Origin of the sequence: Arthrobacter sulfonylureivorans, assembly GCF_047607445.1 — a bacterium.
GTDB classification, from domain to species: Bacteria; Actinomycetota; Actinomycetes; order Actinomycetales; family Micrococcaceae; genus Crystallibacter; species Crystallibacter sulfonylureivorans_A.
The window spans coordinates 1-26229 of the sequence record NZ_JBLKRT010000008.1 but is presented as its reverse complement, the minus strand read 5'-3'; the positions used below and the strand labels follow the sequence as shown (position 1 = coordinate 26229).

The window sequence follows — 26229 nt, the reverse complement described above, 5'->3', positions numbered from 1 at the left end:
ACTCACCCTTGGTGATCCTGATGGAGCAGCGTCCGTCGGCACGATGTTGCGGTGGAAGTACTTCAGGTACGGTTGGCGGCGGTCCACCGACTTCGGGTCAGTTCGCAGCCCCCGTACGATGGGGGACATGACGACGATTGACCGCTGTGCGCCCGCTAGCCAGCGGCCCGGAACCGGCGGGCGACAATGACCGCACAGGAAACCGAACAGGTAGTGCTGCTGGACGAGAAACTGAAGCCGTCCGGCGTGGCCGACAAGGCCGCAATCCACACAGGGGAGACGCCACTGCACTTAGCGTTCTCCTGCCACATTTCCGACGCCGAAGGCCGCGTGTTGGTCACCCGACGCGCGTTGAACAAATTGACCTGGCCGGGCGTATGGACCAATTCCGCCTGCGGGCATCCGGCGCCGGGGGAGGAGATGGCCGACGCCGTGCGGCGCCGCGTGCGCTATGAGCTGGGGCTTGAACTCGAGGACCTGAAGCTGGTGCTGCCCGACTTCCGCTACCGGGCTGTGGACGCTTCCGGGGTGGTCGAGAACGAGTTCTGCCCGGTCTACACCGCGCTGGCCGTGGGGGAACCAGACCCGCGGGATGACGAAGTGGCCGAGTACCGCTGGGTGCTGCCGTCGGACCTGCAGACAGCCGCCACCGCTGCCCCTTGGGCATTCAGCCCCTGGATCGTACTGCAACTCCAGGCCTTGGAGCAGTTGCAGTAGCTTCGTCGTAGGAAAAACCACCAGCCACTAGGGGAGCCGTGTGATGGCAGCTGAATCCAAAGCCACCGAGAAACAGAAGAAAAAGGCAGCCGCCGACGAGGCACCAGTGCTGTCAAAGATCGCGGAGATGCCGATGCCGGACCGCGACATGGCGGAGCGGCTCCACAAGATCGTGACCACTGCAGCGCCGGAGCTGCTGCCCAAGCTGTGGTACGGCCAGCCGGCCTACGCCAAGTCCGGGAAGGTCGTTTGTTTCTTCCGCAGCGGGCAGGGGGACAAGGTGCGCTACTCGACGTTCGGCTTCAACGAGGACGCGAATCTCGATGAGAATGACGGGATGTGGCCGACGTCGTACGCGCTGTCGCAGCTCAGTGAAGCCGGGGAAGCCAGGATCGCCGAGCTCGTCAAGCAAGCGGCGAGCTGAGCCGAGCTCCGCCGTCGTCAGTCGACACGGCGGGATGGAGATGCCAGCCGGCTGAGCCGAGCTCCGCCGTCGTTAGTCAACCATGGCGGGGTAGGACTGCCTGACCGACTCCGGACGCGCTGCCTTGCCGGAGGTTTCCAGGCGGGCGATGAGCTCATCCGGCCACATGGGACGGCCGAAGTAGAAGCCCTGTACGTTCAGGTCCGGGCAGCCGGCCAGCCACTCCACGGCCTCGGCCGTCTCGATGCCTTCTATCACCACATCAGCCTTCAGCGCGGTAAACATGGCGATCAGGTGGCTCACCACAATGTTCCGGGCGCTGCCATCGTGGCCGCTGACCAGGGCGCGGTCCACCTTGACGATGTCGAAGGCGAACTCGGTCAGCGAGTTCATCGACGAGTACCCGGAGCCGAAGTCGTCCACGGCGATCCTGAAGCCCTCGCTGCGCAGCTGCGCCAGCATGATCCGGCACTCCTCGGTCATGGTGTCCAAGGAGTTTTCGGTCAGCTCGATGATGATGTTCAGCTCTGGCCCTTCGGCCCGCATCCGGCGCAGCCGGTCCACCACGGTGGAGCCCGGGACGAGCTGGCCCAGCTCCACGTTGACGGAGATGGAGCGGAGGTCGCTGATCTCGGATACCCTGGCCATCGCCGCGGCCGCGCCGTCGATCACCTGGATGGTCAGCTCGTTGAGCAGGCCCAGCCGGTTCGCCTCCTCCACCAGCTGGTCCGCCGGAATGGTGCCCAGTTCCTCGTCTTCGTAGCGGGCCAGCGTCTCGAAGCCCACGATCGAATCCAGATCCAGTGCAATGATGGGCTGCAGCGCCACCCGCAGCCGATGCCGGCGGATGCCGCGCTCCACTGCTGCGGCCAGGCTGGTTTCGAAGCCGGACCCCGCGCGCTCGGATTCGCGCAACCGTTGCTGCAGCCGCTTGGCACCGTACATGCAGGCATCGGCGCTGCGCAGCAACTCCTCGATGTCCTTCGCCGGACTGCCGGAGTAGGCCACGCCGAGGCTGGCCTGGACCTGCAGCGTGCTGCCGCGGGCGGGGAGCGGCCGGGCAATCGCGGCGGCAATGCGCTCCGCGGCGGCGCGGGCGTCCGCTTCGGTGCCCACGTCGCGGAGCACGACGACGAATTCGTCGCCGCCGATGCGCGCGGCCACGTCCTCCTGACGGATTTCCGAGCGGATGCGCTGCGCGGTGGCGGTCAGCAGCAGGTCGCCGACGTCGTGGCCGTGCTGGTCGTTGACGGACTTGAACTCATCCAGATCGAGGTAGACGACGGCGATCGCCTCGCCGGGGCTGCGGCCGGTATTGATTTCGGCCAGCCGGTGCCAGAGCGTGCGGCGGTTTCCCAACCCGGTCAGCGCATCCGTGTCCGCCTGCAGCCGCAGTTCATGCACCAGCTCATCGTGGCGGACCATGATGCTGCCTACATGCGCCAGTGCGTCGAGGACCTGTTCGTCTTCTTCGGTGAACTGGGCTCCGCCGTTCCGGGAGGCCACCAGGTATTTGTCGCCGTCGTCCCAGCGGCGCATCCGGACGCCGATCTCCTTGTCCATTGGAGCCTCGGACTGAAGGGCCACCTTGTCCGCGCGCACCGAGGAGCTGGCGGCGGCGAGCAGGGTCTTGTCCAGGCCGTCCGGGTTCCACGGCAACTCCAGCGAGGCGTCCACTAAGCCGGTGAGCCGGCGGCGCAGGTCGCGGTTGCGCAGCCAGCCGGTGACAGCCAGCGCCAGGACAGAAGCGAAGACCAGGAAGAACGCCTGGACGCCGTCGCGATGGAACTGCTGCGCGGCATGCTGCCCGGCCACGCACAGCACAAGGTTGATGACCAGCGTGCCGAGTGCCGATGGCCAGCCGATGCCGTTGCGGAACGTGCTGCGCCGTTTCGACGACGTGGCGAAGGCTCCCTCGACCGCAATCGCGGTGAGGAAGAAGGCCAGCCAAGCAGCCAGCAAGGCGACCGGCCAGATGAAGCCGGCCGCGTGGGCAGTCTGGAAGACTGCCACCAGGATGGCGGCGGCAAGCAGGCGGCTGATGAACCAATACAGGTCGGCCCACCGGAAACGCCGGAACACCACCCGGGTGGCCAGCAGCCCGACACCCACTACCGCCACCGTGTGGTGCAGCGGGGCGGTGAGGTCGTTGCAGACAACGACCATGGCGGTCATCGCCGCAGTGGTCTGGCGCCGCATCAGCGGCGTATCCACGCGCAGATGCCAGGCCAGGACCAGGACCAGCACGGAAATAACCGACACCAGTCCAAGGCGCGGCGGCGAGACGAGTGAGGCGGTAACAACCTGCGCTAGTACCAGCAGTCCCGCAGCCGAAATACCGGCGATAGCAGCCCACGACAATGCGGCCGCCGCTTTCGCGGCCGTCATGATGCTGCCGGCATGCCCGTTCCCCCACTTCAGCCGTCTGATGTTTTCGTTTCACCAATGGTAGCTGCGACACACATGCGATCAGCGCTGACTCTCCGCGTGGCGCCGGTGATCCACAAGGCCCGCCGGTGATCGACCAAGGCCTCCGGTGATCGACCAAGGCCGCTTGCGGCCGCGTGGAGATCCGGCCGCGTGGAGATCCGGCCGCGTGGAGATTCGGCCGCGCGCATCTGGTCTCCACGTGCTCGCTGGCGCTCGCGTGGTCGACCACCGGTGGTGCTGGCGCTCGCGTGGTCGATGACCGGCGGCCCTACCCTAGCCGGACGTCGTTGCGGGTGAATCCCGCACGGAGGTGCACGCCGTCGTCGTCAATGCTGTGCAGGTCCTCCCACAGCACCAGGAACGACCCGCGATGCCGCCATCGCTCCAGCTTCGCGATGGGCCACGGAGCGTTGAGGTCCCGACGTTCGTAGCCCAAGTAAGAGCCACGCGAATGGGGGCTGACCAACAGGCCCACTAGCCGGGCCTGCGCCAGCGACGCCTCCGCTTCCGGCTGCCCGTCAAGCGCGAACCTGGCGTCGATCACCCGGCCCAGCCGGACTCCGGCGTCGTCGAACACCTTCGCGGTCAGCAGGTCACTCAGGATCATGGCGCCCTCCCGGAATCCGGCCAATGATCCGATTGCGCACCCAGCGTTCGGTCCAGAGCACATCCAGTTGATCGCCGCGGATGTTCAGCCGGAGCGCGGTGCCGAGCTCCGCGACGTGCCGCCAATGGATCCGGTTCAGCCGGGAGGACGGCGGACGGCCGCCGAACATCCGCGTGCCCAGCACCGAGCCGGCCAGCAGGTTGGTGATCACCGGCGCGGCAGTGCCCGGCGGAATGCGACCGGACGGGATGTCGGAGAGTTCAACGTCGTCCGCCACGGTCACCGGCATCTTGTCCACGTCCAGAACCTGCCGGTCCAGCAGGTGCATGACGGCGTCGAACATCTTGCCAGCCGGAGTCATGCGCCCGCTCCTGACAGCAGCATAAGCGGGATGGCGGCAATGGCGGCCAGCAGGATGATGACCATGAAGATGAGGGCGCTGAAGTTCAGCAGCCTCCCGTTGACATGTTGGCCCATGTAGTCGGGGTCGTTGGCCACGATCAGGATGGGGATGTAGGTCAGCGGCAGCGCGACCGCGGAAAACACCACGGAGTACTCGGTGACTTTGATCGGGTCCACGCCCGTGGCCAGCACGCCCATGCCCACCAGCAGGCACAGGATCATCACCAAATGGAACCGTGCCGCGCGGACTGGACGCCGGAACTTTCCCCAGGACCAGCCGAAGAACTGCGAGAGCGTGTAGCCGCTGGAGAGCGTGGTTTCCAGCGCCGCACCGAAGGTCGCCGCCAGCACGCCCACGACCACGAACGCCAGAGCCAGCTTGCCGCCGGCCTCGGCCACTGGCAGCACCACCTGGGACAGCGAGGTGACGCCGATTCCGGCCGGCAGCAGCACGACGGCGGCGCACGCGGCGATGGCGACGGACAAGAACCCGCCCAGCGGGAAGCCCACCAGCACGTTCAACCTGGACTGCGACAGGTCCTTCACCGTCCACTTCTCCTCCACCGCGCCGGAGGAGAAGAAGAACACCTCGTACGGCGTCATCGCGGCGCCGAACAGTGCCACGGCGTAGTACCAGTACGTGGCCGGTGCCTCGCCTTCCGGAACCGCCGGCCGCGTGGCCTGGTTGAACAAGTGGTTCCAATCCGGGTTCAGCAGGAACAGGCACACCGCGAACACAGTCAGCGTCAGGCCCAGCAGGCCGGTCACGTTCTCCAGGATCTTGAACTTCACCCGCCACACCACCAGCCAGACGGCGAGACCGGCCACCGGCACCCACGCCAGGTAGTGCACGCTGCTGGCCAGCTGCAGTGCCAAGGCAACGCCGCCAACCTCCGCGGTGAGCGTCATCAGGTTAATGAAGAACGATGCCAGCAGGTTGAGCAGGGACGCCCGCGGCCCCAACCGCTCGCGGATGATCTCGAAGGTGGCCCGCCCGCTCACCGCCGCCACCCGGCCGGACATCTGCGCGAAAATGCAGATGCCCACCACGCCCAAAACGGTCACCCAGACCAGGCTGAGCCCAAAGCGGGACCCGACGACGGCGTTGGTCACCAGATCGCCGATGTCCACGAATCCGCCGATGGCGGTCAGGATGCCCAGCGCCACGCCGAGGATGCTCAGGTTGGCGGACGACTTGCCCGTGGCCTGGTCCGCGACCGAACCGGCGTCCTTGCCGCTCACGGCTTGAGCTCCTTGCCCAGTTCTGCCAGCTCGGCAGCCTGTGCCTGCAGTTGGTCCACGACGGCCTGAAAAGCGGAGTCGTCTCCGGTTTCCTGAGCCACCTCGGCGCTGTGCAGACTGCGCAGGGCCTCGTCCAGGTTCTTTAGCACGTTCTGCTGCAGTGCCAGATCGCCGGGCGTCTTCGGCGTCAGTTCGGCGGCACTCTTGTAGGCCGCCGAGCTCTGGGCGACCATGTCCCCGAGGGTGGTCTGCGCCAGCGCGTCCGTGGCCTTGCCCTCGGTTTCCAGCCGCAGCACCATGGCCGCCGATCCCACTGCCGCCGAGGCCTCCTTGGCGGACTGTCCCAACGGATCGGCCAGCCCGCTGCTGCAGCCGGTCGCGAGCAGCAGGAGAGCGGCCAGCATGGCGAACCTGTTCAGACCTCGGCCCAAGCGGCTCATTGCCCTCCTGACGGGATCGGCGGATGCCTCAGTATGAAGCGAGTCCGGCGCACGGGGTCAGGAACTCGTCCCGTGCGCCGGGAGGTGTTTAGCGCCGGTGCTTCAACAGCCCCTCAAGGAAGGTGGTAGGCCGCTGCATCTCGCCGTGCTTGGCGCCGAGCACGACGACGGTGCCGGCAAAGGCCGGGATGACCCACTGCAGCGCTTTCAGCTGCGTCTGCGCGGCCGCCAGTTCCGGCGACGCCGAGGGTGAGGGCTCCGTTGCTCCTTCGGCTCCTTCCTCCGCCAGCCGCTGCACCTTCTTCCCCAGCATGCCGGCGTAGAGCGTGGTAGCTGCACCGGCCAAGGTGACGGCGGTCTTGATCACGGTGTACCGCATGACCCCTTCCTGCTTGATCACCCGGCCCTTGTTGCCCATCAGTAAGGGCACGCCGGAAGCAAGGTGTGCTCCGAATGCGGCGGTCTGGACCGGTGCCCATTTCATCCATCCGGCGCTGGACAACCGGGTGCGTTCGCGTGGATCCTTGGCGGCGGCGGCCGCTCCGTTGAGACCTATGGCTCCCATCAGCGAACCGCCAAACCAGGCGGCGGCAGTGAGGTCGTGCACAGAACGGGCCAAGAGATTTCCGGACATTGCTGACTCCTCGAATGTGTGGTTTGTGCCGTGCGGCAGGCCCGCACTAAAGTTCGACGACGTCGTTCTTGCCGACGTCGTCAGCTTTCTTGCCGGTGACCATTCCCTTGGCCAGCTTGAAGAGCGTGACCACCTTGGGGGAATCCGGCCTCCAGTATTCGGCTGTGTGCGCCTCGACGTGAATCAACGCAACTGTCGGGTCGTCCTTGCCGTGCTCGAACCACGGTTCCATCGTGGGGCCCCAGAGGTCGTCGATCTTCGCCTTGTCACGGACGATCCGGGCCGTGCCCGAGATGGATAGGTAGCCGTCCGATCCGCTGACCGAGACATTGACGTGGGGGTTGCCGCGGATCTCGTCGGCTTTGGGCGAGGGATCCTGCGTCACGAACCACAGGTCGCCGTCGAACTCGGCTTCCTGCAGCGCCAACGGGCGGCTGAACAGTTGGCCGCTGGCATTGACCGTGGTGAGGACGCCGATGTCCGCGTCCTTGAGGATCTTGGCGACTTCCTTGCGTCCTTCAGCATCGTTGGCCATGGAACCACCTTCCGTATCGGGTGCAGGGAATCCTCAGCATACTTTCTAATCTCGGGCACGCCAATGGTCGGAGGAGGAATGACGGTCCTTGTCGAGAAGCGGCCGGAGGCGTGTGGCGGTGCGAGGAGGGTGGGGCGGAGGGTGCGAAAAGCACGTGCCGACGGGCGCGCGAAGGGCCGGAGCCAGCGGGCTCCGGCCCTTCGCCGAGCTAGTGCTTGTCTTAGGCCGTCCGGACGCCGGCCAGGAGTTCGTCGAGCCGCTCGTAGCCCTCGCTCATGCCGGATTCCATGCCGGACTGGGCCATGCCGTCGCGTGCCTCGAGCGTGGGGTAGACCGAGTGGCCGATCAGTTTACAGCGCCCGTTGCCGAGATCCTCGAAGGTCATGAACTCGATGCTGACAACGTCCGGGTAGCCGCCGAATTCGAATGTTTGCACGGCGAACTCGTTCTCGCGCACGGTATGGAAGACGCCGGTGAAGGCGTACTGGACGCCGTCGGGGCCGGTGTGCAGGTACTTATAGCTGCCGCCGGAACGAAAATCGTAGTGGTCGATGTCCATCTTCATGCCGCGCGGGCCCAGCCACTGCTTGATCAACTCGGGGTCCTGGTGGGCGCGGAAAACCTCGGCGACCGGATAGTCGAATTCCCGTTCCGTCTCGATAAACGGGACGCCGTCGGGGACGGTCACTTGGAGTGCATTGCTCATGGTTTGTCCTTGGATTGTTGGCTGAGCACGGCATCCAGCCCGCGGTACTGCGCCTCGCGGACCAGCCTGTACTGGTCGATCCACGCCGTGAGCGCTTCGAGCCGTGCAGCGTTCAGGTGGACGGGCCGGCGCTGGGCATCCCTGGTGCGGGTGACCAGTTCCGCCTGCTCGAGGACCTGGATGTGCTTCGAGACCGCCTGCTTGGTGATTTCGAAGGGCTCGGCCAGCTCGTTGACCGTTGCCGGTCCGCGGCTGAGCCGGGCGATGATGCGGCGGCGGGCGGGATCCGCGAGAGCCATGAAGGCCCGGTCGAGAAGTGCCTCGTCGCTGCGATCAGTCACGGTATTCAACTCTTCCTTTGATCAACCTTTCGGTTGACTAAGAACCTACTCCCATGCCTCCAACTGGTCAAGAGGTATTAAAAGCAGGGGCCGACGAGCCTTCCCGCCGGATGCCGTGGTCCTCTTACCGAGGTTCTCTCACCGTGGCCGGGACGGATGTTTGGGCGGCCGATGGAAGCGCGTTCCCGTGTGCCGCCGGGCTGGCCGCAGCCGCACAGACGCGTGGGTCCCTCCAGCGGGACCTGGCGTAGGCGGGAGAGTTGAAAGCCCGGTCCCGTCCGGAGCTGCCGTCATCCTGGCCCGCCGGTACGCTGCCAAGCCGGAAGCGGAGCGGCGGCGAGGTGCAACGCGCCGGTCCATCGGCCGATCGGGAGCGACCGCCAGCACCACAAAAGGAGTGAAGGCAAGTACGACGTCGATAACAAAAAGGGTGACTTGCATGGCGAACTCCTACCCCTTGGCATCAGGTTAAGCGCCGAATGGACCATGCACAATGGGAAATTTTCCGGGTGCCAACCCGTCAAATCACCTCACGGAGACTTGGCCGGCGTCGACGTCCCAGCGGGTGTCCAGCCGGACGTTCTCCAGCAGGCGGCGGTCGTGGGAGACCAGAAGGAGGGTTCCGTCGTAGCTGTCCAGCGCCTGCTCCAACTGTTCGATGGCAGGCAGGTCCAAGTGGTTGGTGGGTTCGTCGAGGACCAGCAGGTTCACGCCGCGGGCCTGCAGCAGGGCCAGCGCGGCACGGGTGCGCTCGCCGGGGGAGAGGGCACCGACTGCGCTGGCAACTTGGTCTGCCTTGAGCCCGAACTTCGCCAGCAGGGTGCGGACCTCGGCCTGGCTGTAGTCCGGCACCAGCGCTTCGAAGGCAGCGCCGAGCGGCTGGTCCTCCGCGAGCTGGCCGCGCGCTTGGTCAATCTCGCCGATGGCGACGCTAGCCCCCAAGGCAGCAGCGCCGTCGTCGGGCTTTTGGTGCTCCAACAGCAGGCGGAGCAGGGTGGACTTGCCCGCGCCGTTGGGCCCGGTGATGCCGATGCGCTCGCCGGCGTTAACCTGCAGCGAGACCGGGCCGAGCGTGAAGCCATCGCGGCGGACCGTGGCCTGGTTCAGCGTGGCGACCACCGAACTGGAGCGCGGGGCGGCGCCGATGCTGAACTGCAGTTGCCACTCCTTGCGAGGCTCCTCCACCTCGTCCAGTCGGGCGATCCGGGACTCCATCTGGCGGACCTTCTGGGCCTGCTTCTCGGACGACTCCATGCTGGCCCTACGGCGGATCTTGTCATTGTCCGGGTTCTTCTTCATGGCGTTGCGGACGCCCTGCGAGCTCCATTCGCGCTGGGTGCGTGCCCGCGCCACCAGGTCCGCCTTCTTCTCCGCGAACTCGTCATAGGCCTCGCGGGCGTGGCGGCGGGCTACGGCACGCTCCTCCAAAAAGGCGTCGTAGCCGCCGTCGTACACCGCCACTTTGTTCTGGGCCAGGTCCAGCTCCACCACGGTGGTGACGCAGCGGGCCAGGAACTCGCGGTCGTGGGAGACCAGCACCACGCCGCCGCGCAGGCCCTGCACGAAGGACTCCAGCCGGGCCAGCCCGGCCAGGTCCAGGTCATTGGTGGGCTCGTCCAGCAGTACCACGTCGAACCGGCTCAGCAGCAAGGCCGCCAGCGCCGCCCGCGCGGCCTGGCCGCCGGACAGGCTGGTCATCGGCGCGTCCGGGCCAACTTCCAGCCCGAGTTCGGCGAGCACCGGCGGAATCCGATCCTCCAGGTCCGCAGCGCCGCTGGCCATCCAATGGTCCAGCGCCGCAGCGTAGGCGTCGTCCGCCTGCTTGGAACCGGAGCCCAGCGCTTCGGCAGCGGACTCCATGGCTTCGGTGGCGTCGGCCGCTCCGGTGCGCCGGCTGATGTACGCGGCGATGGTCTCGCCGGGAATCCGCTCGTGTTCCTGCGGCAGCCAGCCGATGAACGCATCCGAGGGCGCGGTGCTGACCGTCCCGGCCAGCGGGGCATCCACGCCGGCGAGGATTCGCAGCAGCGTGGTTTTGCCGGCGCCATTGGCACCGACCACGCCCACCACATCCCCGGGCGCGACGGTGAGGTTCAGGTTGGCGAACAGGGCGCGGTGGCCGTGGCCGCCCGAGAGGTCTTTGGCCACCAGCGTTGAAGTCATGCCTACCAGTCTAAGGAGCGACGGCGGTGCGTCGGGTTCGGCTGTGAGCCAGGGCTCTGTGGTGTACGACGGCTGTGGCGAAGGTGACAGCGGTCCGTGTCGGTGGAGGCCCGGGTCGGCTGTGAGCCGCTGCTCAGCGGCCGGCAGGCTCCCGCGGGGCGATGGTCATGGCGGCGACCTCTTGAAGCCGCGGGTGCAGGTGATCGCCGTCGTCCACCACACCTGTTTCCCACCGAATGCTCAAGCCATCATCGGAAACCTGGAGGCTGGCCAGATTGTTGTCGAACCAGGGGCGTTTGAGGCCCTTCCAGTCGAATGGCGGTTTCGGTACTTTGGCTCCTTTGGCCACCAGTGCGCCCACCGGGGCGGCCACGCCATAGGACATGACCGCGGTAAAGTAGCGCAGAAGCCGCGGCAGCGGGTTGCGGACGGGGGAGCAGACAGCCTGAACGATCCGGCTGCCCGAGGAGCGCTGTACCTCGGACACGTAGGAAAAATGGACGTCGCCCGAGAGGAAGGTGACGGTCTCCGGCGCGGGCCCGCGTTCGCCGTCGGCCACTTCCTGCACCATCTCTGCCACCTTCCGGAAGCTGTGCTGGAAGGCCGCCCAATGCTCCAGATCCACGGCCTGCCGAAGCTGCTCGCCGATGGCCGCCGGGAACCTGCCCCAGGCTCCTTCACTCAACGCCTCGTTCCATGACTCAATGTGATGCAGGCCTTTGGGAAGCAGGAACGGCAGCGAAGTTCCGATCAGCAAGTGCTTGAAGCCGCCCTGCAGTTGGCCGTCCAGCCAGGCCATCTCCTCCTTGTCCAGCAATGAGCGCCGTTCCGGTTCGAGTTCCCGGGCCGCGCGCGAATCCAGCACTACCAGCCGGGCATCTCCGATATCGCGCGTGAAGCTCCACCGATAGGTCTCCGGCTGCTGGTCCGACCGCTCAGCGAACGCCTCCAACGCGTCCGTGAGATCAAGCTCGTTTGGTTCCTCGTCTTTGACGTCGCCGTCGCTGGCCTCGCCGTCGCTCTCGCGGGCCCCGCCGTCGCTCTCGCCGGCCCCGCCGCCATCACTGTTGCCGGAGTGGTTGGCCACCAGCTGCCAGATCTCGTCCTCGGCGCGCTGCTCCGGGGACAGGTTGCCCAGATGCTGGTAGACCCAATAGGACGTCAGCCCGGAAACAATCCGCCCGTGCCACCAGGACGTTTCCTCCATCTTCCGCTTCCAGGCCAGCGACGCGTTCCAGTCGTCGCGGATGTCATGGTCGTCGAAGATCATGGCGCTGGGCACGGTGGACAGCAGCCAGCGGTTGGCGCCGTCCGACCACGCCAGCATGTAGAGGTGCGCGTACTCCTGATAGTCCTTGAGCTCCTCGCCCGGCGGCTCTTTGATATCGCGCCGGGAGCGAATGAAATCCTGCATCGCCTCTGAGGTGGAATCCGCATAGACCTGGTCGCCCAGGAAGAGGATCAAATCCGGCCAGCCCGAGGCGCTTTCGGCTGGGTCGGAACCGCTGCTGTCCCGGCCGGAGCCGCTTTCGACTTGGACGGAGGCTTTACCGGCTTGGCCGGAGTCGCTTTCGGCTTTGCCGGCGGCCGCGCGGTGCAGCGCATAGGCCCGGAGCGCGTCCACTCCGTGCTTCCGGTTGCCCGCGGCGTCGTGCTCGATGCTGGTGCGGCAGGACCCGAAGGCCAGGCTGAGCGGGCGTCCCGGTTCGAGGGTGCGGATTACTGGATCCGGGTACGGCGAGTCCGGCTCAGGCCAAACTGACACGCCGTCGAGTTCAAGCCGGTACGGCGTAACGCTGCCGGGTTCCAGCCCGTCGACCTCGACCAACGCATAGTGGTGGCCGTGCACAGCAAAGGTGCGTGCCTGCCAGGATCGACCTGCAACCACGACGGCGATACGGGCTGCTTCGGCGGTTTCCACCCAGATGCTGGCCGTGGTCTGATCCACGTAGCGCAACATCGGGCCGAGTACCAGCGGCGATAAAGCCATGAATCCACCTGCCTGCTCCGACAGAACGGTTTCCCCTGGGCGACACTCTGCCATTATCCCCTGTGCGCCGGAAGAGCAAGCCGCGAGATTGCCCGAGGTTGGTTGTCAGCAGGCCGCGGCAGTTCGGCCAGTCAGTCAGCGTTGCGGCTCCGGCACCACCGGCAGTTCGGCCAGTCAGTCAGCGTTGCGGCTCCGGCACCACCGGCAGCTCGGGGATCCGGGCCGGATCGTCCGAGGGCAGGGTGCCGTCCGGCAGCGGAAGAACCTTGCCGGATTTCTCCTGCGGGCGGTCCGGGTCGGACGGACTCGGCAACGTGCCGTCTAGTGGCGGAACTGCCGGCAAACCATCGCGGAACGGCGTTGCCGGAGTGTGTTCCGCGTTGCGCTCGCCATTGCCGGACCGATTGCCGCCGCCCGGATTCTCGGTTTGCTGTCCCGGGGCCAGGGACTTTCCGGGCGCGGCCGGGTCGGCTGATGCCGGGGCGGAATCTGTGTCTGCGGGAGTGTCTTTATCCGAACCGGTGTCGGCTTCTGAGCCGGAATCACTGTTGTTCGGCTGGTCCAGGCTCGGCGCAACGGGTCCACCGGCGGGCACGCCCGGCTGGGCCTGATCAGGGGCTTCGGCTTGACCATCGGTCGGCGCGAAGAATCCGACGACGTTTTGAACGGCCTGATCTGCGGCAGACCGGAAATCTGGATTGGCCGCCGCCACACCTGTGACGCCCAGGCCGGTCCCGGCCAGGGCGGCCGTGACCATCAGGGCACTACGGACGTTACGGCGCCGCCGCAGCGGGACTATCGGCGCAACTGCCGGCGCATCTACCGGAGGCGTCATGAAGGCCAGCAGCTCGGGCGACGGTTCAGGGGCCGGAATGTCTTGGCCGGCAGATCGGAATGCCAGCAGCGAGGATGTGAGCCGGTCAGAAGGGGCCACTTCGGCTTCGTCCAGCAACCGGCGGACCGCATCGTCGTCGGAAATCTCATGGGGTTTCACAGCAGGGCCTCCTTCCTTTCCACAACGGATTTCAGTTTCAGCAGCGCGCGCCGCTGCAATTGCTTGATCGAGCCGGTGCTCCGGCCCATGATTTCGGCGACCTGTTCCAGCGACAGGTCGGCCACCACGCGCAGCAGCAGCACTTCCTGCTGGTCGGGTTTCAGTTCTTTGAGCTGGCGGCCCACGTCGCTCTCGCCGAGCGTATCCAGCAAGGCCGTCTCGGCCGATTCCACCGCGCGCCGGTCGGCGTCGGGGTCGTAGGGCGTCAGCTGGGGGTGGCGGGCACGGTGCCTTACATCGTCCACATAGCGGGCGTGGGCGATGGAGTAGGCCAGCGTCCGCAGTCCCTGGAAGCCTCCCCGGACAGATCCGATCCGCGAGAAGAGCGCGAGGAAGACCTCCTGCACGGCGCCTTCATGGTCTTCCAGGCCACGCACTTTCAAGTAGCCTGTGATCCCGGGCGCCAGCGCTGCATAGATCTCGCTGAACGCCTCGGCTTTTCCGGACTGCGCCGCATACACAACGTCGTCGGAGAGCGCGTGCAGCAAACTAAAAGTCCTTCTTTGCGGGCGTCGGGTGCGGCGCCATCAGTGTAGGCACCGCACCCGACACCTTGCGAAATTACTGTCCGGCTTCGACCTCGAGCGAAGCTGCGCCGCGGAGTTCGGCGCGGGCTTCTGCGGCGTCCGTGCGGGCATCGATCTTGGCCTGCGCGTCGGTGTTAGCGTTCTTCGGCAGTTCCGGAACGGCCGGGATGGCGGGGACCGCCGGGATGGCGGACTCACCGTCGGCGCCCGGTACGGCCGGAGTTGCCGGAACGGCCGGGGTCACCACGGCACCGGAACGCAGCTCAGCGGCGGCGCCGGCCTCGTCGCTTCCGGCCTCGGCTTCTACACCAGTCTCGGCGTCAGCCTGTGCGTCGGACTCAAGCCCGTCTTCGCTCACGCCTGCCTCAGCATCAGCTTCAACCTCGGCAGCAGACTTGGCGCCCGGCACCGCGGGGGTGGCCGGAACTGCAGGGATGGCCTGCTCGCCGTCAGCGGCGGGAACAGCAGGAGTCGCCGGAACGGCGGGAGTGGTGATGGCGTTCTCGGTTTCCCCCGCAGTCAACGCGGGGGCGGCAACGGCAGCACCTGCTCCGCCAACGGCGATGATGGCGGCCAGAGCGGCTCCCTTGGCGGGCAGGCTCAGGGTACGGAAACGATTCGTCATGGATCTCCTCGGTTGTTGCTTGGCGCGCGGCTGGCGGAAGTCCGCAGCGCGCCCGTACACTTGTCTAATCGAGCCGGGAGGGTGAAAGGTTACGCTTTCGTGATTTCTTTTCGGTTCCACTACCGACCTGGGCTGACGACGACGGCGGTGCTCACCTCTTCTTGCTGTGGGCACGTTGAGCCGACGACGTCGGCGGTCTGCGGCTCACTTCGTGCTGTTCCGCCTTTCCCCATGGGTCGACGACGGCGGTGCTCAGCTCAAGCGCCGACGCCGGCTGGGTGGGTGCTGCGGTGGCTCACAACGAGGCACCATCGTCGAAGGGTCCCTCTCGTCCTCCACAGCCCGTGTAGAAGGGCGGTTTGGCCACAACCGGGACCTTGCGCCGGCGACCAGCCGGAGCGATCCATAGGCTGTAGTTACTAGCAGTACCGCCGGCTCTAAGACTGTCAGTGCCAGCGGATAGCCTGTTTTGAGTAGTTCAGCACCACATGTTGGCCGTCAGGTTTCGTGTTTCCTGGCGGCGTCCGTGGACTTGTGTTCCACGACCGCTCGTGTTCGATGTTGTGCCCCCTGGGCATGCTGACGATTGAGACGCTGAGATGTTGGATCCGGCAGCACCTGAAGGCCCGCCCGCCGCGCCGCCCGGGCCATTGGCCCAGACTGGCGATTCCGCCCAGCCCGGCCAGCTCGGCGATTCCGCCCAGCCCGGCCATCCCGGTGCGGGTTCTGTTGATGCGGCCATGATCAATGCGTTTGCCGATGCTCTGGTCTGTCCTGATGCGGACGTTTCGGACGCGGAGCGGATTAATCAGATCACCGCGCTGGAGAATCTCAAGGATGCTGCCGCTGCCGCGCAGGCCAAGATCGAGGTCGAACTGGATGCATCGATTCGTGCTCGCCGTGCCGCAGCCGGGGTGCCGAAGGAGCGACAGGGCCGCGGGATCACGCAGCAGGTGGGGCTGGCGCGCAGGGAGTCTCCGCATCGGGCCGGACTTCTGCTTGGCATGGCGAAAATCCTCGTCAACGAGATGCCGCATACCCTGCGCGCGTTGGAATCCGGGGCCTTGAATGAGTTCCGGGCTGGGATTCTGGTTAGTGAAACCGCGTGCCTGACACGGGAAGACCGGGCGCGAGTGGATGCGGAACTGTCAGGGGACCCGGAACGTCTGCGAGGCCTGGGCAGCCGGCAACTGCAAGCCGAAGCCAAGAGGATCGCATATCGGCTGGACCCCCGCTCGGTGGTGCATCGAGCAGCGAAGGCCGAGGCCGACCGTCATGTCTCTTCCCGCCCCGAGCCGGACACCATGGTCTCCGTCCGCACTCTGTTGCCTGTAGTCCAGGGCGTCGCAGTGATGGCCTCGTTGAACCGGGAAGCGGACCGGCTGCGCAACGCCGGGGACCCCAGATCCCGGGGACAAGCGATGGCGGATACGGTGTTTGAGCGCCTTACCGGCCAATCCACGGCGAATCCCGCGCGGGTCGAGGTCCAGCTGGTGATGACGGACCGGGCGATGCTGCAAGGCGACAGTGAGCCGGCCTGGCTGACCGGGTACGGCATTGTCCCGGCCCAGTACGCTCGCGACCTCATCCGACTCCCGCAGGGCCCGACAGAAGACAAGTCGAATTCCCCGGCAGCGGCGGCCCAAAGCGCAGCAGGGCCGCCCGTCAGCAGCAAGGCGGCGCCGCCGGCGGGGACCGAGCCGGGATGGAAGACGGCGCGCGATGCGTCCCGGCGCGCGAGGCTAAAAGCCCTCAAGGTCGGCGGAGTGGAGGACATCTGGATCCGCCGCCTGTACACCGCTCCAGGTACCGGGCAGCTACTGGGGATGGATTCGAAGGCGCGGAATTTCCCCGACGGTCTCCGCCGGATGGTCCTGGCTCGAGATGCTTCTTGCACCGGTCCTTGGTGCGATGCGCCGATCCGGCATATCGACCACATCGTTGCTTGGTCCGAGGGAGGAGAAACCACGCTGGCCAACGGCCGTGGCCTGTGTGAAGACTGCAACTACGCCAGGGAAGCGGATGGATGGACCGGCAGGACAATTGACGGCGTCGGCCGCAGGGTGGAAACCAGGACCCCCAGTGGCCATGTCTACCCTTCCACCTCGCCGCCCCTGCCCGGCACCACATGGCCGGCCACGCTATCGCCCGAGCCAGGACACTTTCCCATCGATCCGGGGATGCCAGCCGAGGGGCCAACTGCAGCAGCCTGCTCACCGGAGACCAGACGTGCGGCTGGAGTGAATGGCACGAAGGACAGGCGAATCGCGCAAAAGCGCCGACGGACCCGCCTGATGGGCAGCCCTAGCCCACTGCTCGACCGACAACGGAGATGACGCACCAGATTGCGGAGAACCTCGAAATTGCATCCGCCAACAGAAAGCCGGTGGCCGGGACGAGACGTCCCGGCCACCGGCTCAAACAAGCTCTATCAAAGTTAGCCCGTATCAGTAAGCCTTGACTCGCTGCTCAACCACCAAGTGAATCAGTGCGAAGGTCTTCTCCTCATCGATGGCTTTCAGGGCAGCTTCGAGGGCTGCGGGCACATCGGCATCGCGCTCGACCTTCACGCCGAAGCCTCCGAAGGCCTGCGCCATCAGGGCGAAGTCGGGGTTCTTCAACTGGGTGCCGGAGATGCGCTCGGGGTACCAGCGTTCCTGGTGGGTGCGGATGGTGCCGTATTCCTGATTGTCCATAACGATGACCAACGGAGTGGCGCCGTACTGGGCAGCGGTTGCCAGCTCCTGGCCGTTCATGAGGAACTCGCCGTCGCCGGCGATGGTCACCACACGACGTCCGGGGTAGGCCAAGGATGCAGCGATCGCAGAGGGGACGGAGTAGCCCATGGACCCGTTACGTGCGGACAGCATGGAGGCGTAGTCGTGGGTGGGGAAATAGCGGTGTGCCCAGTTGGTGTGTTCGCCGGCGCCGAGGGTGATCATGGCGTCGCGCGGTAGGCCGCTCACCAGATTGGCCATCATGGTGTCCATCCGAGCCGGACCGTCAGTGGGCTCGGCCGGCGGCAGGGCCGCAAACTTCTCCTGCTCACCCCGCATCCGCTGGGTAAAGTCCTTCCACTCTTCCTTCAGCGGCAGGTCCATCATGACCAGGTCACGGACAAACACGTCCGGCTTGGCCACGATCTGGTAGGAGACGGGGCCGGAGCGTCCGCGGAGCGAAGGGTCAATGGTGACCAGGAAGTTCTTCTTGGACCAGTCCTGGCGTACCAGGAAGCCGTCGGTGATGACGTCGCCCGGAACGGTGCCGACGAAGACCAGCAAGTCGGTTTCTTCGAGCAGGTCGTAGGTGGGCTTCGGCCGGCCGTAGCCGATCGGACCAACGTAGGAGGGGGAGTCGAAGGGGATGGTGCCTTCACAGCGCCATTCGACCGCAGCTGCAATGTTGTGCTCTTCGAGCCAGGTGGTGAGGGCGCTGGCGCCTTCCTGGGTCCAGTCATTGCCGCCGACGACGAACAGCGGCTTTTCGGCTTCCTTCAGGGCTGCCTGCAGCGCCTTCCAGTCGGTGACTGTCATGCCGCCCTGGGCAACGGGAATGACCGGGTGCAAAGTGGCATCGGTTTCTTCGCGGATGACATCTTCCGGCAGGCCGACGACGACGGGGCCCGGGCGGCCACTCGTTGCCGCAAACATGGCTTCGGCGACGATTTCGGACGCTCGTTCCGGGTGGTCCAGAACCATGACGCGCTTGGCACCGGTGTCGAACCAGGATTTGATGTCGAATTCCTGGAAGGCTTCGCGGTCACGGTGCTCGAAGGGGATAAGGCCCACGAAAAGCACCATGGGGGTGGAGTCCTGCCATGCGGTGTGCAGGCCTACGTGGGCATTGGCTGCACCGGGGCCTCGGGTGACCATCGCGATGCCGGGCCGCTGGTTCATTTTTCCGTCAGCCTCGGCCATGTAGGCGGCGCCGCCTTCGTGGCGGCAAACAATGGTGTCGATGGTGGAATTGTGGAGCCCGTCCAGCACTTCCAGGTAGCTCTCGCCGGGAACGACGTAGGTTCGTTCGACGCCGTGCGCAATCAGCGAATCGACAATGACATGCCCTGCCGATTTGCGGCCGGGCTGCTGCTCAGCTGCGACTGCTGCGACCGCTTCCGTTTGAACCTGTGTCACAGGGAGACCTCTTTCACCTTTGAATCGAACTCAACCGCTGCATTCTTCTCGTGCGGATGCACGATCCACGACGAATGCGCTTGAGCAAAAGTACATGATGGCGTGTGTTATGCCACCGTTCCTGTGACACGGCGAGGTAACGAACGTGACGTGGTTCGCATCGGCGGATTCGCGTTCTCCCACGAGACAAGTTGAGCCAGCATGGTGCGCTGCGGGATCGACCGCGCGAAATGCCGCGCGAAAAGACACGGATTCGGGCGGTCAATCTGCGGCAACGTCCCGTCGGCGGGGTTGGTGAGCGCTGAGCTGCCCAGCCTGGACCGCGCTCGGCCGAACGCGCGGGGGAAGTTCATCCAAACAAAGCGTGCAAGCTAATCCGAACACGGAGGCGTGCTCGGCGCGTGGGGGAGTAGGAATTTAAAGCCTCGCTCAAAAAAGGGTAGGGGTGGCCGTCAGAAAGCTGCCTCGTCCTTCAAACGGTCAGCGGGCGCCCCACCAGTTCACAGGCGGCGGTGCCGAGACGTGAAGGCGGCGATGCCGCGGATGGCGCCGGCGGCGAGAGCAATGACTCCCAGCATGGCCAGAACCAAAGAGTTTCCTGCGACGCCGATAAACAGCAGAAGGGCGCCGGCGACCGCCCAGAGGGTCCCGGCGCTAATGATGTGTCCGAAGACCATGACCCCGCGTGCAGAAAGCGAGCGAGCCAGGCGAGGATCGTCGTTCTCCAATTGGTGCCCAAGCTTGTCCAGACGCCGCTGCTCTTCATCCGATAAGGACATTTCGACCTCCTCGGGCCCCGCGGCGCCGCAGTTGGTGCCGCGTCGGACACCGTGTATAGACCAATGTAGCCGGGGGATGCAGCCAGCGGTACGGGCCGGAGCAAGCGAAGGCCAATTCGTTATCGTCCCGGCAAAATCCGGTACCTGCCAGCGCCTTCCCGGCTGCCGCTGGTGCGCGATGCAACCTTTCTTGTTTTGCTGGAGTCTGTCTGCCAGTGGTACTTTGTTCCGGATAAATCTGATTTATTGGCGAGAGATTAGTCACCAAATCAGATGTAATGATGCGTCTGAGGAGTTTTGCCCATGTCTCTGCAACTTCCCCCTTTAGTGGTCATGGGTGTCCAAGGATGCGGAAAATCCACGGTGGGCGCCGCCGTCGCACAGCACCTGGGTCTGGAATTCATCGACGGCGATGATCTGCACAGCGCCGCCAACAAGGAAAAAATGGCCTCGGGGCACCCCCTTACCGACACCGACCGGCACCCGTGGCTGTCCGCCATTGGCCAGGTCATGGCGGACAAACTGGAGGAGGGAACCACTGCCGTTGTTGCGTGCTCCTCGTTGAAGCGCAGCTACCGCGACCTCATCCGCTCTTTCGCGCCCGGGACCAGGTTCATCCACCTCATTGGCAGCCGGGAACTGATCGCCGCACGGATCAGCGGACGGGACCACGAGTACATGCCGCCGACCTTGCTGGACTCGCAGTTCCAGACTCTGGAACCACTCGGCGAGGACGAGGCAGGGCTGGAAGTGCCCGTCACTGACTCACCGGAGGAGATCGCCGTGCGGGTGGAGAACTATCTGCAGGAAACAGCCGGATCCACCGGCGCCTAAGGCTCAACACACAACTAACGGATAACCATCCGACTCAACGAAGGACAATGATGACCGAACTCGAGCTCAACTGGACGTTGAGCACGCCCGGCCTCTTGCTCGTCGCCGTGGCAGCCATCGCGCTGTTGCTGGTGCTGATCATGCGGTTCCGGGTGCATGCTTTCCTGTCGCTGATTATCGTCAGCTTGCTCACCGCCGTGGCCACAGGCATTCCGGCCGGCGAGATCATGCCCACCCTATTGGGCGGCTTTGGCGGAACGTTGGCCAGCGTTGCCCTGCTGGTCGGCCTGGGCGCTATGCTCGGCCGCATGCTGGAGGTTTCCGGCGGCGCCGAGGTCATGACGCAGGCACTGATTAAGCGTTTCGGCGAGAAGCGCGCACCGCTGGCGCTGTCCATGGCATCGCTGCTGTTCGGCTTCCCGATCTTCTTCGACGCCGGCCTGGTGGTCATGCTGCCGATCATCTTCACCGTGGCACGCCGCCTGGGCGGTTCCCTGCTGTTCTACGCGTTCCCCGCCGCCACGGCGTTCTCCGTGATGCACATCTTCGTGCCGCCGCACCCAGGCCCCGTGGCAGCCACCGGCCTGCTGGGCGCCGACGTCGGACTGGTCCTGGTGCTGGGCCTGGTCGTGGCCATTCCCACCTGGTACGTGGTGGGCTACCTGTTCGGCCGTTACCTGGGCCGCCGGTTCGACATCCCCGTCCCGGACATTCTGGACGCGCCGAAGGGATCGGTCGAATCCGAATTCCGGTCCGCCCCGAAGCTGGGCACCATCTTCTTCCTGCTGCTGCTGCCGCTGGTGCTGATCTTCCTGAACACCGGTCTGAACATGCTGGCCACCGCCAAGGTGGTCTCGCTGGAGGACACCTGGGTGCAGATCCTGCGCATGCTGGGCGAGACCCCCGTGGCGCTGCTGATCACCGTGCTCCTGGCGATGTGGCTGCTGGGCAGCCGCCAGGGCAAGGAACGCAGCCTGATTGAGACCGTGGTGGACAACGCCCTCGGCCCGGTCTGCTCGATCATCCTGATCACCGGTGCCGGTGGAATGTTCGGCGGCGTGCTGCGTGCCAGCGGCATCGGCAACGCGATCGCCGAGTCGCTGGACGCCATCGGCCTGCCGATCATCGTGGCCGGCTTCGTCATCGCCGCCGTCGTCCGCGTGGCACAGGGCTCCGCCACGGTGGCGCTGACCACCGCCGCCGCGCTGGTCCAGCCGGTAGTGATGGGCAACCCGGAATACAACCCGGTGGAACTGGCCGCCATCGTCTTGGCGCTGGCCGCGGGTTCGGTCTTCGCCGGCCACGTGAACGATTCGGGCTTCTGGCTGGTCAGCCGGTTCTTCCAGATGGACACCAAGACCACGCTGAGGACCTGGACCGTGGGCCAGGCACTGGTGGGCGTCGTCGGCTTCGTGCTGGCGCTGGCCATCTTCCTGCTCGCCTCGTCGTTCTAGTACTAACCTGAGCATCATGGACGGGACGGCTGCGGCCGTCCCGTCCGCATTTGGAGAGATATATGACTATGAACCTGTTCGACATTTCCTCCCGGGTCGCCCTGGTGACCGGCTCCAGCCGCGGCATCGGCAAGGCCATTGCCCGCGGACTGGCCGCCGCCGGCGCGGTGGTGGTGCTCAATGGGCTGGACGAGGACCGCTTGGAAGCCACCCGCGCGGAACTGGCGGCGGAGTTCGGAGCGGAGAAGATCTTTGCCCGCGCCTTTGATGTCACCGATGCGCAGGCCGCGGCCGACGGCGTGGCTTGGGTCGAGCGCGAAGTCGGACCCCTGTGGGTGCTGGTCAATAATGCCGGGGTCCAGCACCGGGTGCCATTGCTGGACCTGGAGGTGGACGACTGGGAACGCGTGCTGCGCACCAACCTGACCAGTGCCTTCCTGGTGGGCCGCGAGGCCGCCCGGCACATGATCCCACGCGGCGCGGGCAAGATCATCAACATCGCTTCCGTGCAGACCGACCTGGCCCGCCCGACGATCGCCCCGTATACCGCCTCCAAGGGCGGCATCCGCAACCTGACCCGGGCGATGACCGCCGAATGGGCGGCCGAGGGCCTGCAGATCAACGCGATCGCCCCGGGCTACATCCACACCGAGATGACCCAGAAGCTGGTTGACGACGATGCGTTCAACAGCTGGATCTTGGGCCGGACCCCGGCTCACCGCTGGGGCACGGTGGAGGACATCGTGGGACCGGCTATCTGGCTGGCGTCGGACGCGTCCAACTTTGTCAACGGACAGGTGGTTTTCATCGACGGCGGCATGACCACCGTCGTCTGACCGTCGTCCGACGTGCGGACCGCGCAGCCGGACACACGCGCTCCAACCGCCGGTCGTCCGAGCGACGTCGTCCCACGACCGGCGGGCGAAGGCACCCAAGGCGGCGCACCGCCGTCGTACTTTTTCAGATTGAAAGGCAGCACCCATGACAACCCTTCCAGCACAATCCCTTGGCGTTGTGGCCCATGCGGCCGGAGACCTGCGGGTTGAGCCGGTGGCGCTGGCGCCCGCCGCTCCGGACGAAGCCGTGGTGGAAATTGCGTACGGCGGGATCTGCGGATCAGACCTGCACTACTGGCAGCACGGCGCGGCCGGCGAGTCCATCCTGAAAGCGCCGATGTTGCTGGGCCACGAAGTGGTGGGCACCGTCGCGGCAGCAGCGGCCGACGGCAGCGGCCCGGCAGCCGGCACCGCTGTGGCTGTGCATCCGGCGACGCCCGGCCCGGGGGACGGCTCCAAGTACCCGTCCGACCGCCCCAACCTGTCCCCGGGCTGCACCTACCTCGGCAGCGCGGCACGCTACCCGCATACCGAGGGGGCGTTCGCGCGCTACGTCAATCTGCCCACCCGGATGCTGCGCGAGCTGCCGGAAACCCTGCCGCTGCGCCGCGCCGCCTTGGTAGAACCGGCCAGTGTGGCCTGGCACGCGGTCTCGCGGGCCGGCGACGTGGCGGGCAAGCGGGTGCTGGTGATCGGCTGCGGCCCGATCGGTGCGCTGATCATTGCCGTGCTGAAGCGGGCGGGCGCGGCCGAGATCGTTGCCGTCGACATGCATGAGAAGCCGCTGGACATCGCACGGGAGGTTGGCGCGAGCCGCACCCTGCTGGCCACCGACGCGGAGGGGATTGCCGCGGTCGAAGCGGACATCTGCCTGGAGTCCTCCGGAAACCACTACGGACTGGCGTCGGCAGTGCGCGGCGCTGCCCGCGGCGGCCGCGTGGTGATGGTGGGGCTGCTGCCGTCGGGTGAACAGCCGGCGCTGATTTCGCTGGCCATCACGCGCGAGCTGGAGTTGGTGGGTTCCTTCCGCTTCAACGACGAGATCGACGAGGTCATTGCCGCGCTGGCGGACGGATCCCTCTACGCGGATCCGGTGATGACGCATGAATACGCCGCGGCCGATGCGCTGGAGGCGTTCGGGATGGCGCGCGACTCGTCGCAGAGCGGCAAGGTGCTGCTGCGCTTCAACGAGGCGCAGTAGCCGCCGGCATCCGCAGGCCTGGCTTCGGCTCGGAGCTCAGTATTCAACAGGCGCCCTTTTCGCACGCGGAAAGGGCGCCTGTTGAATAGTCGAGGCGGAAAGGGAGGGTGGGCGGGCGGCTGGGCGCCTGAATCGGCTGGCGGGCGGGCGTCGCTGCGCCTTAACCGGTTCGGGGCGGACAGCCTATCCTAGGCGTCTGCGTCTTCGAACAGCCGGGGCTCGTCCTCCCAGACGCTGCGGACTTCCTCAATGGTCCGGCGCATGATCTGGTCCATCGCCTCTCGGGCAGCTTCGGGCCGACCGGACTGGATGGCGTCCGCGACGTCCACGTGTAACTGCAGCGCTTCTTCGTGCGGATGCGTGGGCATCAGTCCGTAATCGGTCCGGCCGCGCAGCACTTCGGCGATCATCGAATGCATCTGTGCGAACATCTCGTTGCCGGAGGCGGCCAAGACCAGCGTGTGGTACTGGATATCCAGCTCCAGGAACTGCTGCAGGTCACCGGACCGGCCCACCGCGCGCATCTTCGCGGCGATGGCCATAAGCTCTGCGGCCATCTCCTCCGGCGAGTGCTGCGCCGCTAGTTCTGCGGCAGCGGGTTCGACGGCGGAGCGCAGTTCCGTGAGCGAGCGCAACTGGACGCCCTTGCCTTTTGCGGCAAGCCGCCAGCGGATGACCGACGGATCGAACTTGTTCCAGCGCTCGGGCGGGAGCACGCGGATTCCGATCCGTTTGACCGACTCCACCATCCCCAGCGACTGCAGCACGCGCACGGCCTCGCGCATCACCGAGCGCGAGACCCCGAGCTCGGACTCGAAGTGCTCGGAATGGGTGGTGTCACCGGCCGTCAGTTCTCCCGAGACAATACGCTTGCCAAGCGTCTCGATGACGAGGCTGTGCAGGCGGGAACTCATGCGGCCCGAAAAGTAGCGGTCACTCGCTCATTGTATGGTGGACCGCCGTCCGCTTCCGCTGTGTTGCCGGATGTTGCCGCGGGCAGCAACACGGAGCCGCCGCCCTTGCATGAGTTGGCGAAAGACTAGGGCCCGCGCGGCGGAACCATCGGCCCGGGATCCGGGAACGGGCCGGGCCCCGGGTCCGGCGGCGCCAAGGGATCCGGATTCGGTTCCGGCGGGGCCATCGGGTCCGGATTAGGTTCCGGCGGGAACGGCGGGTTGGGCCGGGGCTCGTTCGGATCGGGCCTGGGTTCCGGCGGCGGGGGAATCGTCACGGCAGCCTCCTCGGGAAGCGGCGGGCCTGTCGGCCTGCTGTCCTGTCACGCTACAACTGCCGCCGGGACGTCTCAAGGGCAGTCCGCTCTCAGCAGCGAGCGTGTGCGATGGTCAGAAGTCGGCGTTCTTCCTCCGGGGTCAGGCCAGCGTTGCGCGGGCGGTCGGGACCGGCCGCCAGTTCCCAGGCCAGCGTGTCCGCCAGAGTCTCCGCGAGCGGACGCAGGGCCAGTCCGGCTGCTTTGGCGGCCGCGTTGCTGCGGGAGGTGAAGCCGGCGAAGTCGGGCAGCGGCAGCCAGAGCGGCAGGGACCGCTGGCCAGCCCAGGGGTTGACGTCGGCGGCCGCAAGCTCCTCCTGGTCCAGCGCCATCACCGGACCGGAATGGCCAGCAACGCCCCGGGCAACCCCCAAGTGCTCGGCCAGCGCCAGGACGTCGCCTACCGCATTGAACTCCCCGGTCAGCCGCTGTTCGGCTGAGGCAACCAGCCAGGCCGCAAGGTCGCGGGCATCGATGACCTGGGCGTCCAAGCCAGGTGCATCGGGGACGAGGACGGCGCCGTCGTCGCTGACCGGACGGGCGAAACGCAGCGGCCAGTAGCCGGTACGGTCGGTGATGTCGCCGGGGCCGGCGATCAGGCCCGGCCGGACGATCAGGCTGCGGCCGGGGCCGAACGCATCCCGCGCGGCGTTCTCGCAGGCGACCTTCGCCTGGCCGTAAACATCCGGGGAGGTCATCACGTCCGACTCCAGGGGCGGCAGCAACGCAGCGGATTCATCGGCGCCCGGGCTGTCGTGGTCGGCGTAGGCACTGCACGAGGAAACGAACGTGAAATGCTCCGCCGCGCCGGCCAGCGCGGCCGCTGCCCGGCGGACCTGGCCCGGTTGACGGGACACATCCAGCACCGCATCCCAGTGCTGCCCCGCG

25 protein-coding genes are annotated in these 26229 nt (G+C 66.3%); 7 read left to right on the top strand and 18 right to left on the bottom strand.

The window, feature by feature from the left end; all coding sequences use genetic code 11:
* Positions 1–186 precede the first annotated feature (186 nt).
* Entirely contained in the window at positions 187–717 is a 531-nt protein-coding gene (gene idi, locus ACMX2H_RS05470; protein WP_136784481.1) for an isopentenyl-diphosphate Delta-isomerase, read from the top strand.
* Between the two features lie 43 nt (positions 718–760).
* Complete coding sequence (locus tag ACMX2H_RS05465; RefSeq protein WP_414959448.1) at positions 761–1141, top strand: DUF1801 domain-containing protein; 381 nt, start codon at positions 761–763, stop codon at positions 1139–1141.
* Between the two features lie 72 nt (positions 1142–1213).
* Here the strand turns inward: ACMX2H_RS05465 and ACMX2H_RS05460 are convergent, their stop codons facing one another.
* From ACMX2H_RS05460 to ACMX2H_RS05395, 14 genes are all read right to left on the bottom strand, one after another.
* A complete protein-coding gene (locus ACMX2H_RS05460) occupies positions 1214–3529 on the bottom strand; it encodes a putative bifunctional diguanylate cyclase/phosphodiesterase (protein ID WP_414959447.1) in 2316 nt (771 codons plus the stop codon).
* 310 nt (positions 3530–3839) lie between these two features.
* Positions 3840–4178, bottom strand: a complete 339-nt coding sequence (locus ACMX2H_RS05455; protein ID WP_414959445.1) for a PRC-barrel domain containing protein — start codon at positions 4176–4178, stop codon at positions 3840–3842.
* Entirely contained in the window at positions 4165–4539 is a 375-nt protein-coding gene (locus ACMX2H_RS05450; RefSeq protein ID WP_414959444.1) for a hypothetical protein, read from the bottom strand. The genes ACMX2H_RS05455 and ACMX2H_RS05450 overlap by 14 nt, the downstream gene beginning before the upstream one ends.
* On the bottom strand, positions 4536–5762 hold the full coding sequence (locus tag ACMX2H_RS05445) for an Nramp family divalent metal transporter (RefSeq protein WP_414959608.1): 1227 nt from the start codon (positions 5760–5762) through the stop codon (positions 4536–4538). The genes ACMX2H_RS05450 and ACMX2H_RS05445 overlap by 4 nt, the downstream gene beginning before the upstream one ends.
* A gap of 56 nt (positions 5763–5818) precedes the next feature.
* On the bottom strand, positions 5819–6262 hold the full coding sequence (locus ACMX2H_RS05440; RefSeq protein ID WP_414959442.1) for a hypothetical protein: 444 nt from the start codon (positions 6260–6262) through the stop codon (positions 5819–5821).
* Positions 6263–6350: 88 nt separating this feature from the next.
* Positions 6351–6896: a hypothetical protein gene (locus tag ACMX2H_RS05435; RefSeq protein WP_414959440.1), complete on the bottom strand. Its 546-nt coding sequence runs from the start codon at positions 6894–6896 to the stop codon at positions 6351–6353.
* Positions 6897–6942: 46 nt separating this feature from the next.
* Positions 6943–7431, bottom strand: a complete 489-nt coding sequence (locus ACMX2H_RS05430; RefSeq protein WP_414959439.1) for a pyridoxamine 5'-phosphate oxidase family protein — start codon at positions 7429–7431, stop codon at positions 6943–6945.
* A 220-nt stretch (positions 7432–7651) separates the two neighbouring features.
* A complete protein-coding gene (locus tag ACMX2H_RS05425) occupies positions 7652–8137 on the bottom strand; it encodes an SRPBCC family protein (protein WP_414959437.1) in 486 nt (161 codons plus the stop codon).
* Positions 8134–8436 carry an ArsR/SmtB family transcription factor gene (locus ACMX2H_RS05420; protein WP_414959607.1) on the bottom strand — a complete coding sequence of 101 codons (303 nt, stop codon included), beginning with the start codon at positions 8434–8436 and terminating at the stop codon, positions 8134–8136. The genes ACMX2H_RS05425 and ACMX2H_RS05420 overlap by 4 nt, the downstream gene beginning before the upstream one ends.
* Positions 8437–9003: 567 nt before the next feature.
* A complete protein-coding gene (gene abc-f, locus ACMX2H_RS05415) occupies positions 9004–10641 on the bottom strand; it encodes a ribosomal protection-like ABC-F family protein (protein ID WP_414959435.1) in 1638 nt (545 codons plus the stop codon).
* A 133-nt stretch (positions 10642–10774) separates the two neighbouring features.
* Complete coding sequence (locus ACMX2H_RS05410) at positions 10775–12631, bottom strand: DUF7800 domain-containing protein (protein ID WP_414959433.1); 1857 nt, start codon at positions 12629–12631, stop codon at positions 10775–10777.
* A gap of 178 nt (positions 12632–12809) precedes the next feature.
* Positions 12810–13625, bottom strand: a complete 816-nt coding sequence (locus tag ACMX2H_RS05405) for a hypothetical protein (protein WP_414959431.1) — start codon at positions 13623–13625, stop codon at positions 12810–12812.
* Positions 13622–14173 (bottom strand): RNA polymerase sigma factor, encoded by a 552-nt coding sequence (locus ACMX2H_RS05400; RefSeq protein ID WP_414959429.1) that lies wholly within the window; start codon positions 14171–14173, stop codon positions 13622–13624. Before ACMX2H_RS05400 ends, ACMX2H_RS05405 begins: the two co-directional genes overlap by 4 nt.
* Positions 14174–14246: 73 nt before the next feature.
* Positions 14247–14837, bottom strand: coding sequence for a hypothetical protein (locus ACMX2H_RS05395; RefSeq protein ID WP_414959428.1), 591 nt, complete (start codon positions 14835–14837; stop codon positions 14247–14249).
* A 740-nt stretch (positions 14838–15577) separates the two neighbouring features.
* Between ACMX2H_RS05395 and ACMX2H_RS05390 the strand changes: the two genes are divergently transcribed.
* Positions 15578–17173 (top strand): HNH endonuclease, encoded by a 1596-nt coding sequence (locus tag ACMX2H_RS05390; RefSeq protein ID WP_414959426.1) that lies wholly within the window; start codon positions 15578–15580, stop codon positions 17171–17173.
* Between the two features lie 111 nt (positions 17174–17284).
* On the opposite strand, the gene ACMX2H_RS05385 is transcribed toward ACMX2H_RS05390, so the two are convergent.
* Both ACMX2H_RS05385 and ACMX2H_RS05380 read right to left on the bottom strand, forming a co-directional pair.
* Positions 17285–18970, bottom strand: a complete 1686-nt coding sequence (locus ACMX2H_RS05385; RefSeq protein ID WP_414959425.1) for a thiamine pyrophosphate-dependent enzyme — start codon at positions 18968–18970, stop codon at positions 17285–17287.
* A gap of 500 nt (positions 18971–19470) precedes the next feature.
* Positions 19471–19749 (bottom strand): DUF3040 domain-containing protein, encoded by a 279-nt coding sequence (locus ACMX2H_RS05380; RefSeq protein ID WP_414959423.1) that lies wholly within the window; start codon positions 19747–19749, stop codon positions 19471–19473.
* 303 nt (positions 19750–20052) lie between these two features.
* On the opposite strand from ACMX2H_RS05380, the gene ACMX2H_RS05375 reads away from it, so the two are divergent.
* The 4 genes from ACMX2H_RS05375 (at position 20053) to ACMX2H_RS05360 (ending at position 24074) form a co-directional block, all read left to right on the top strand.
* The gene (locus ACMX2H_RS05375) at positions 20053–20583 is read left to right on the top strand and encodes a gluconokinase (protein ID WP_414959422.1); all 531 of its coding nucleotides are present in this window, start codon (positions 20053–20055) and stop codon (positions 20581–20583) included.
* Between the two features lie 47 nt (positions 20584–20630).
* Positions 20631–22037, top strand: coding sequence for a GntP family permease (locus ACMX2H_RS05370; RefSeq protein WP_414959421.1), 1407 nt, complete (start codon positions 20631–20633; stop codon positions 22035–22037).
* A gap of 62 nt (positions 22038–22099) precedes the next feature.
* Positions 22100–22873, top strand: a complete 774-nt coding sequence (locus ACMX2H_RS05365) for an SDR family oxidoreductase (protein ID WP_414959420.1) — start codon at positions 22100–22102, stop codon at positions 22871–22873.
* Between the two features lie 145 nt (positions 22874–23018).
* Positions 23019–24074 carry an L-idonate 5-dehydrogenase gene (locus ACMX2H_RS05360; RefSeq protein ID WP_414959418.1) on the top strand — a complete coding sequence of 352 codons (1056 nt, stop codon included), beginning with the start codon at positions 23019–23021 and terminating at the stop codon, positions 24072–24074.
* A gap of 188 nt (positions 24075–24262) precedes the next feature.
* On the opposite strand, the gene ACMX2H_RS05355 is transcribed toward ACMX2H_RS05360, so the two are convergent.
* Together ACMX2H_RS05355 and ACMX2H_RS05350 are read right to left on the bottom strand one after the other, a co-directional pair.
* Positions 24263–24988: a FadR/GntR family transcriptional regulator gene (locus ACMX2H_RS05355; RefSeq protein ID WP_414959416.1), complete on the bottom strand. Its 726-nt coding sequence runs from the start codon at positions 24986–24988 to the stop codon at positions 24263–24265.
* Between the two features lie 406 nt (positions 24989–25394).
* Positions 25395–26229: Rossmann-fold NAD(P)-binding domain-containing protein (locus ACMX2H_RS05350; protein WP_414959415.1), on the bottom strand; the 835-nt coding region annotated here is incomplete at its 5' end.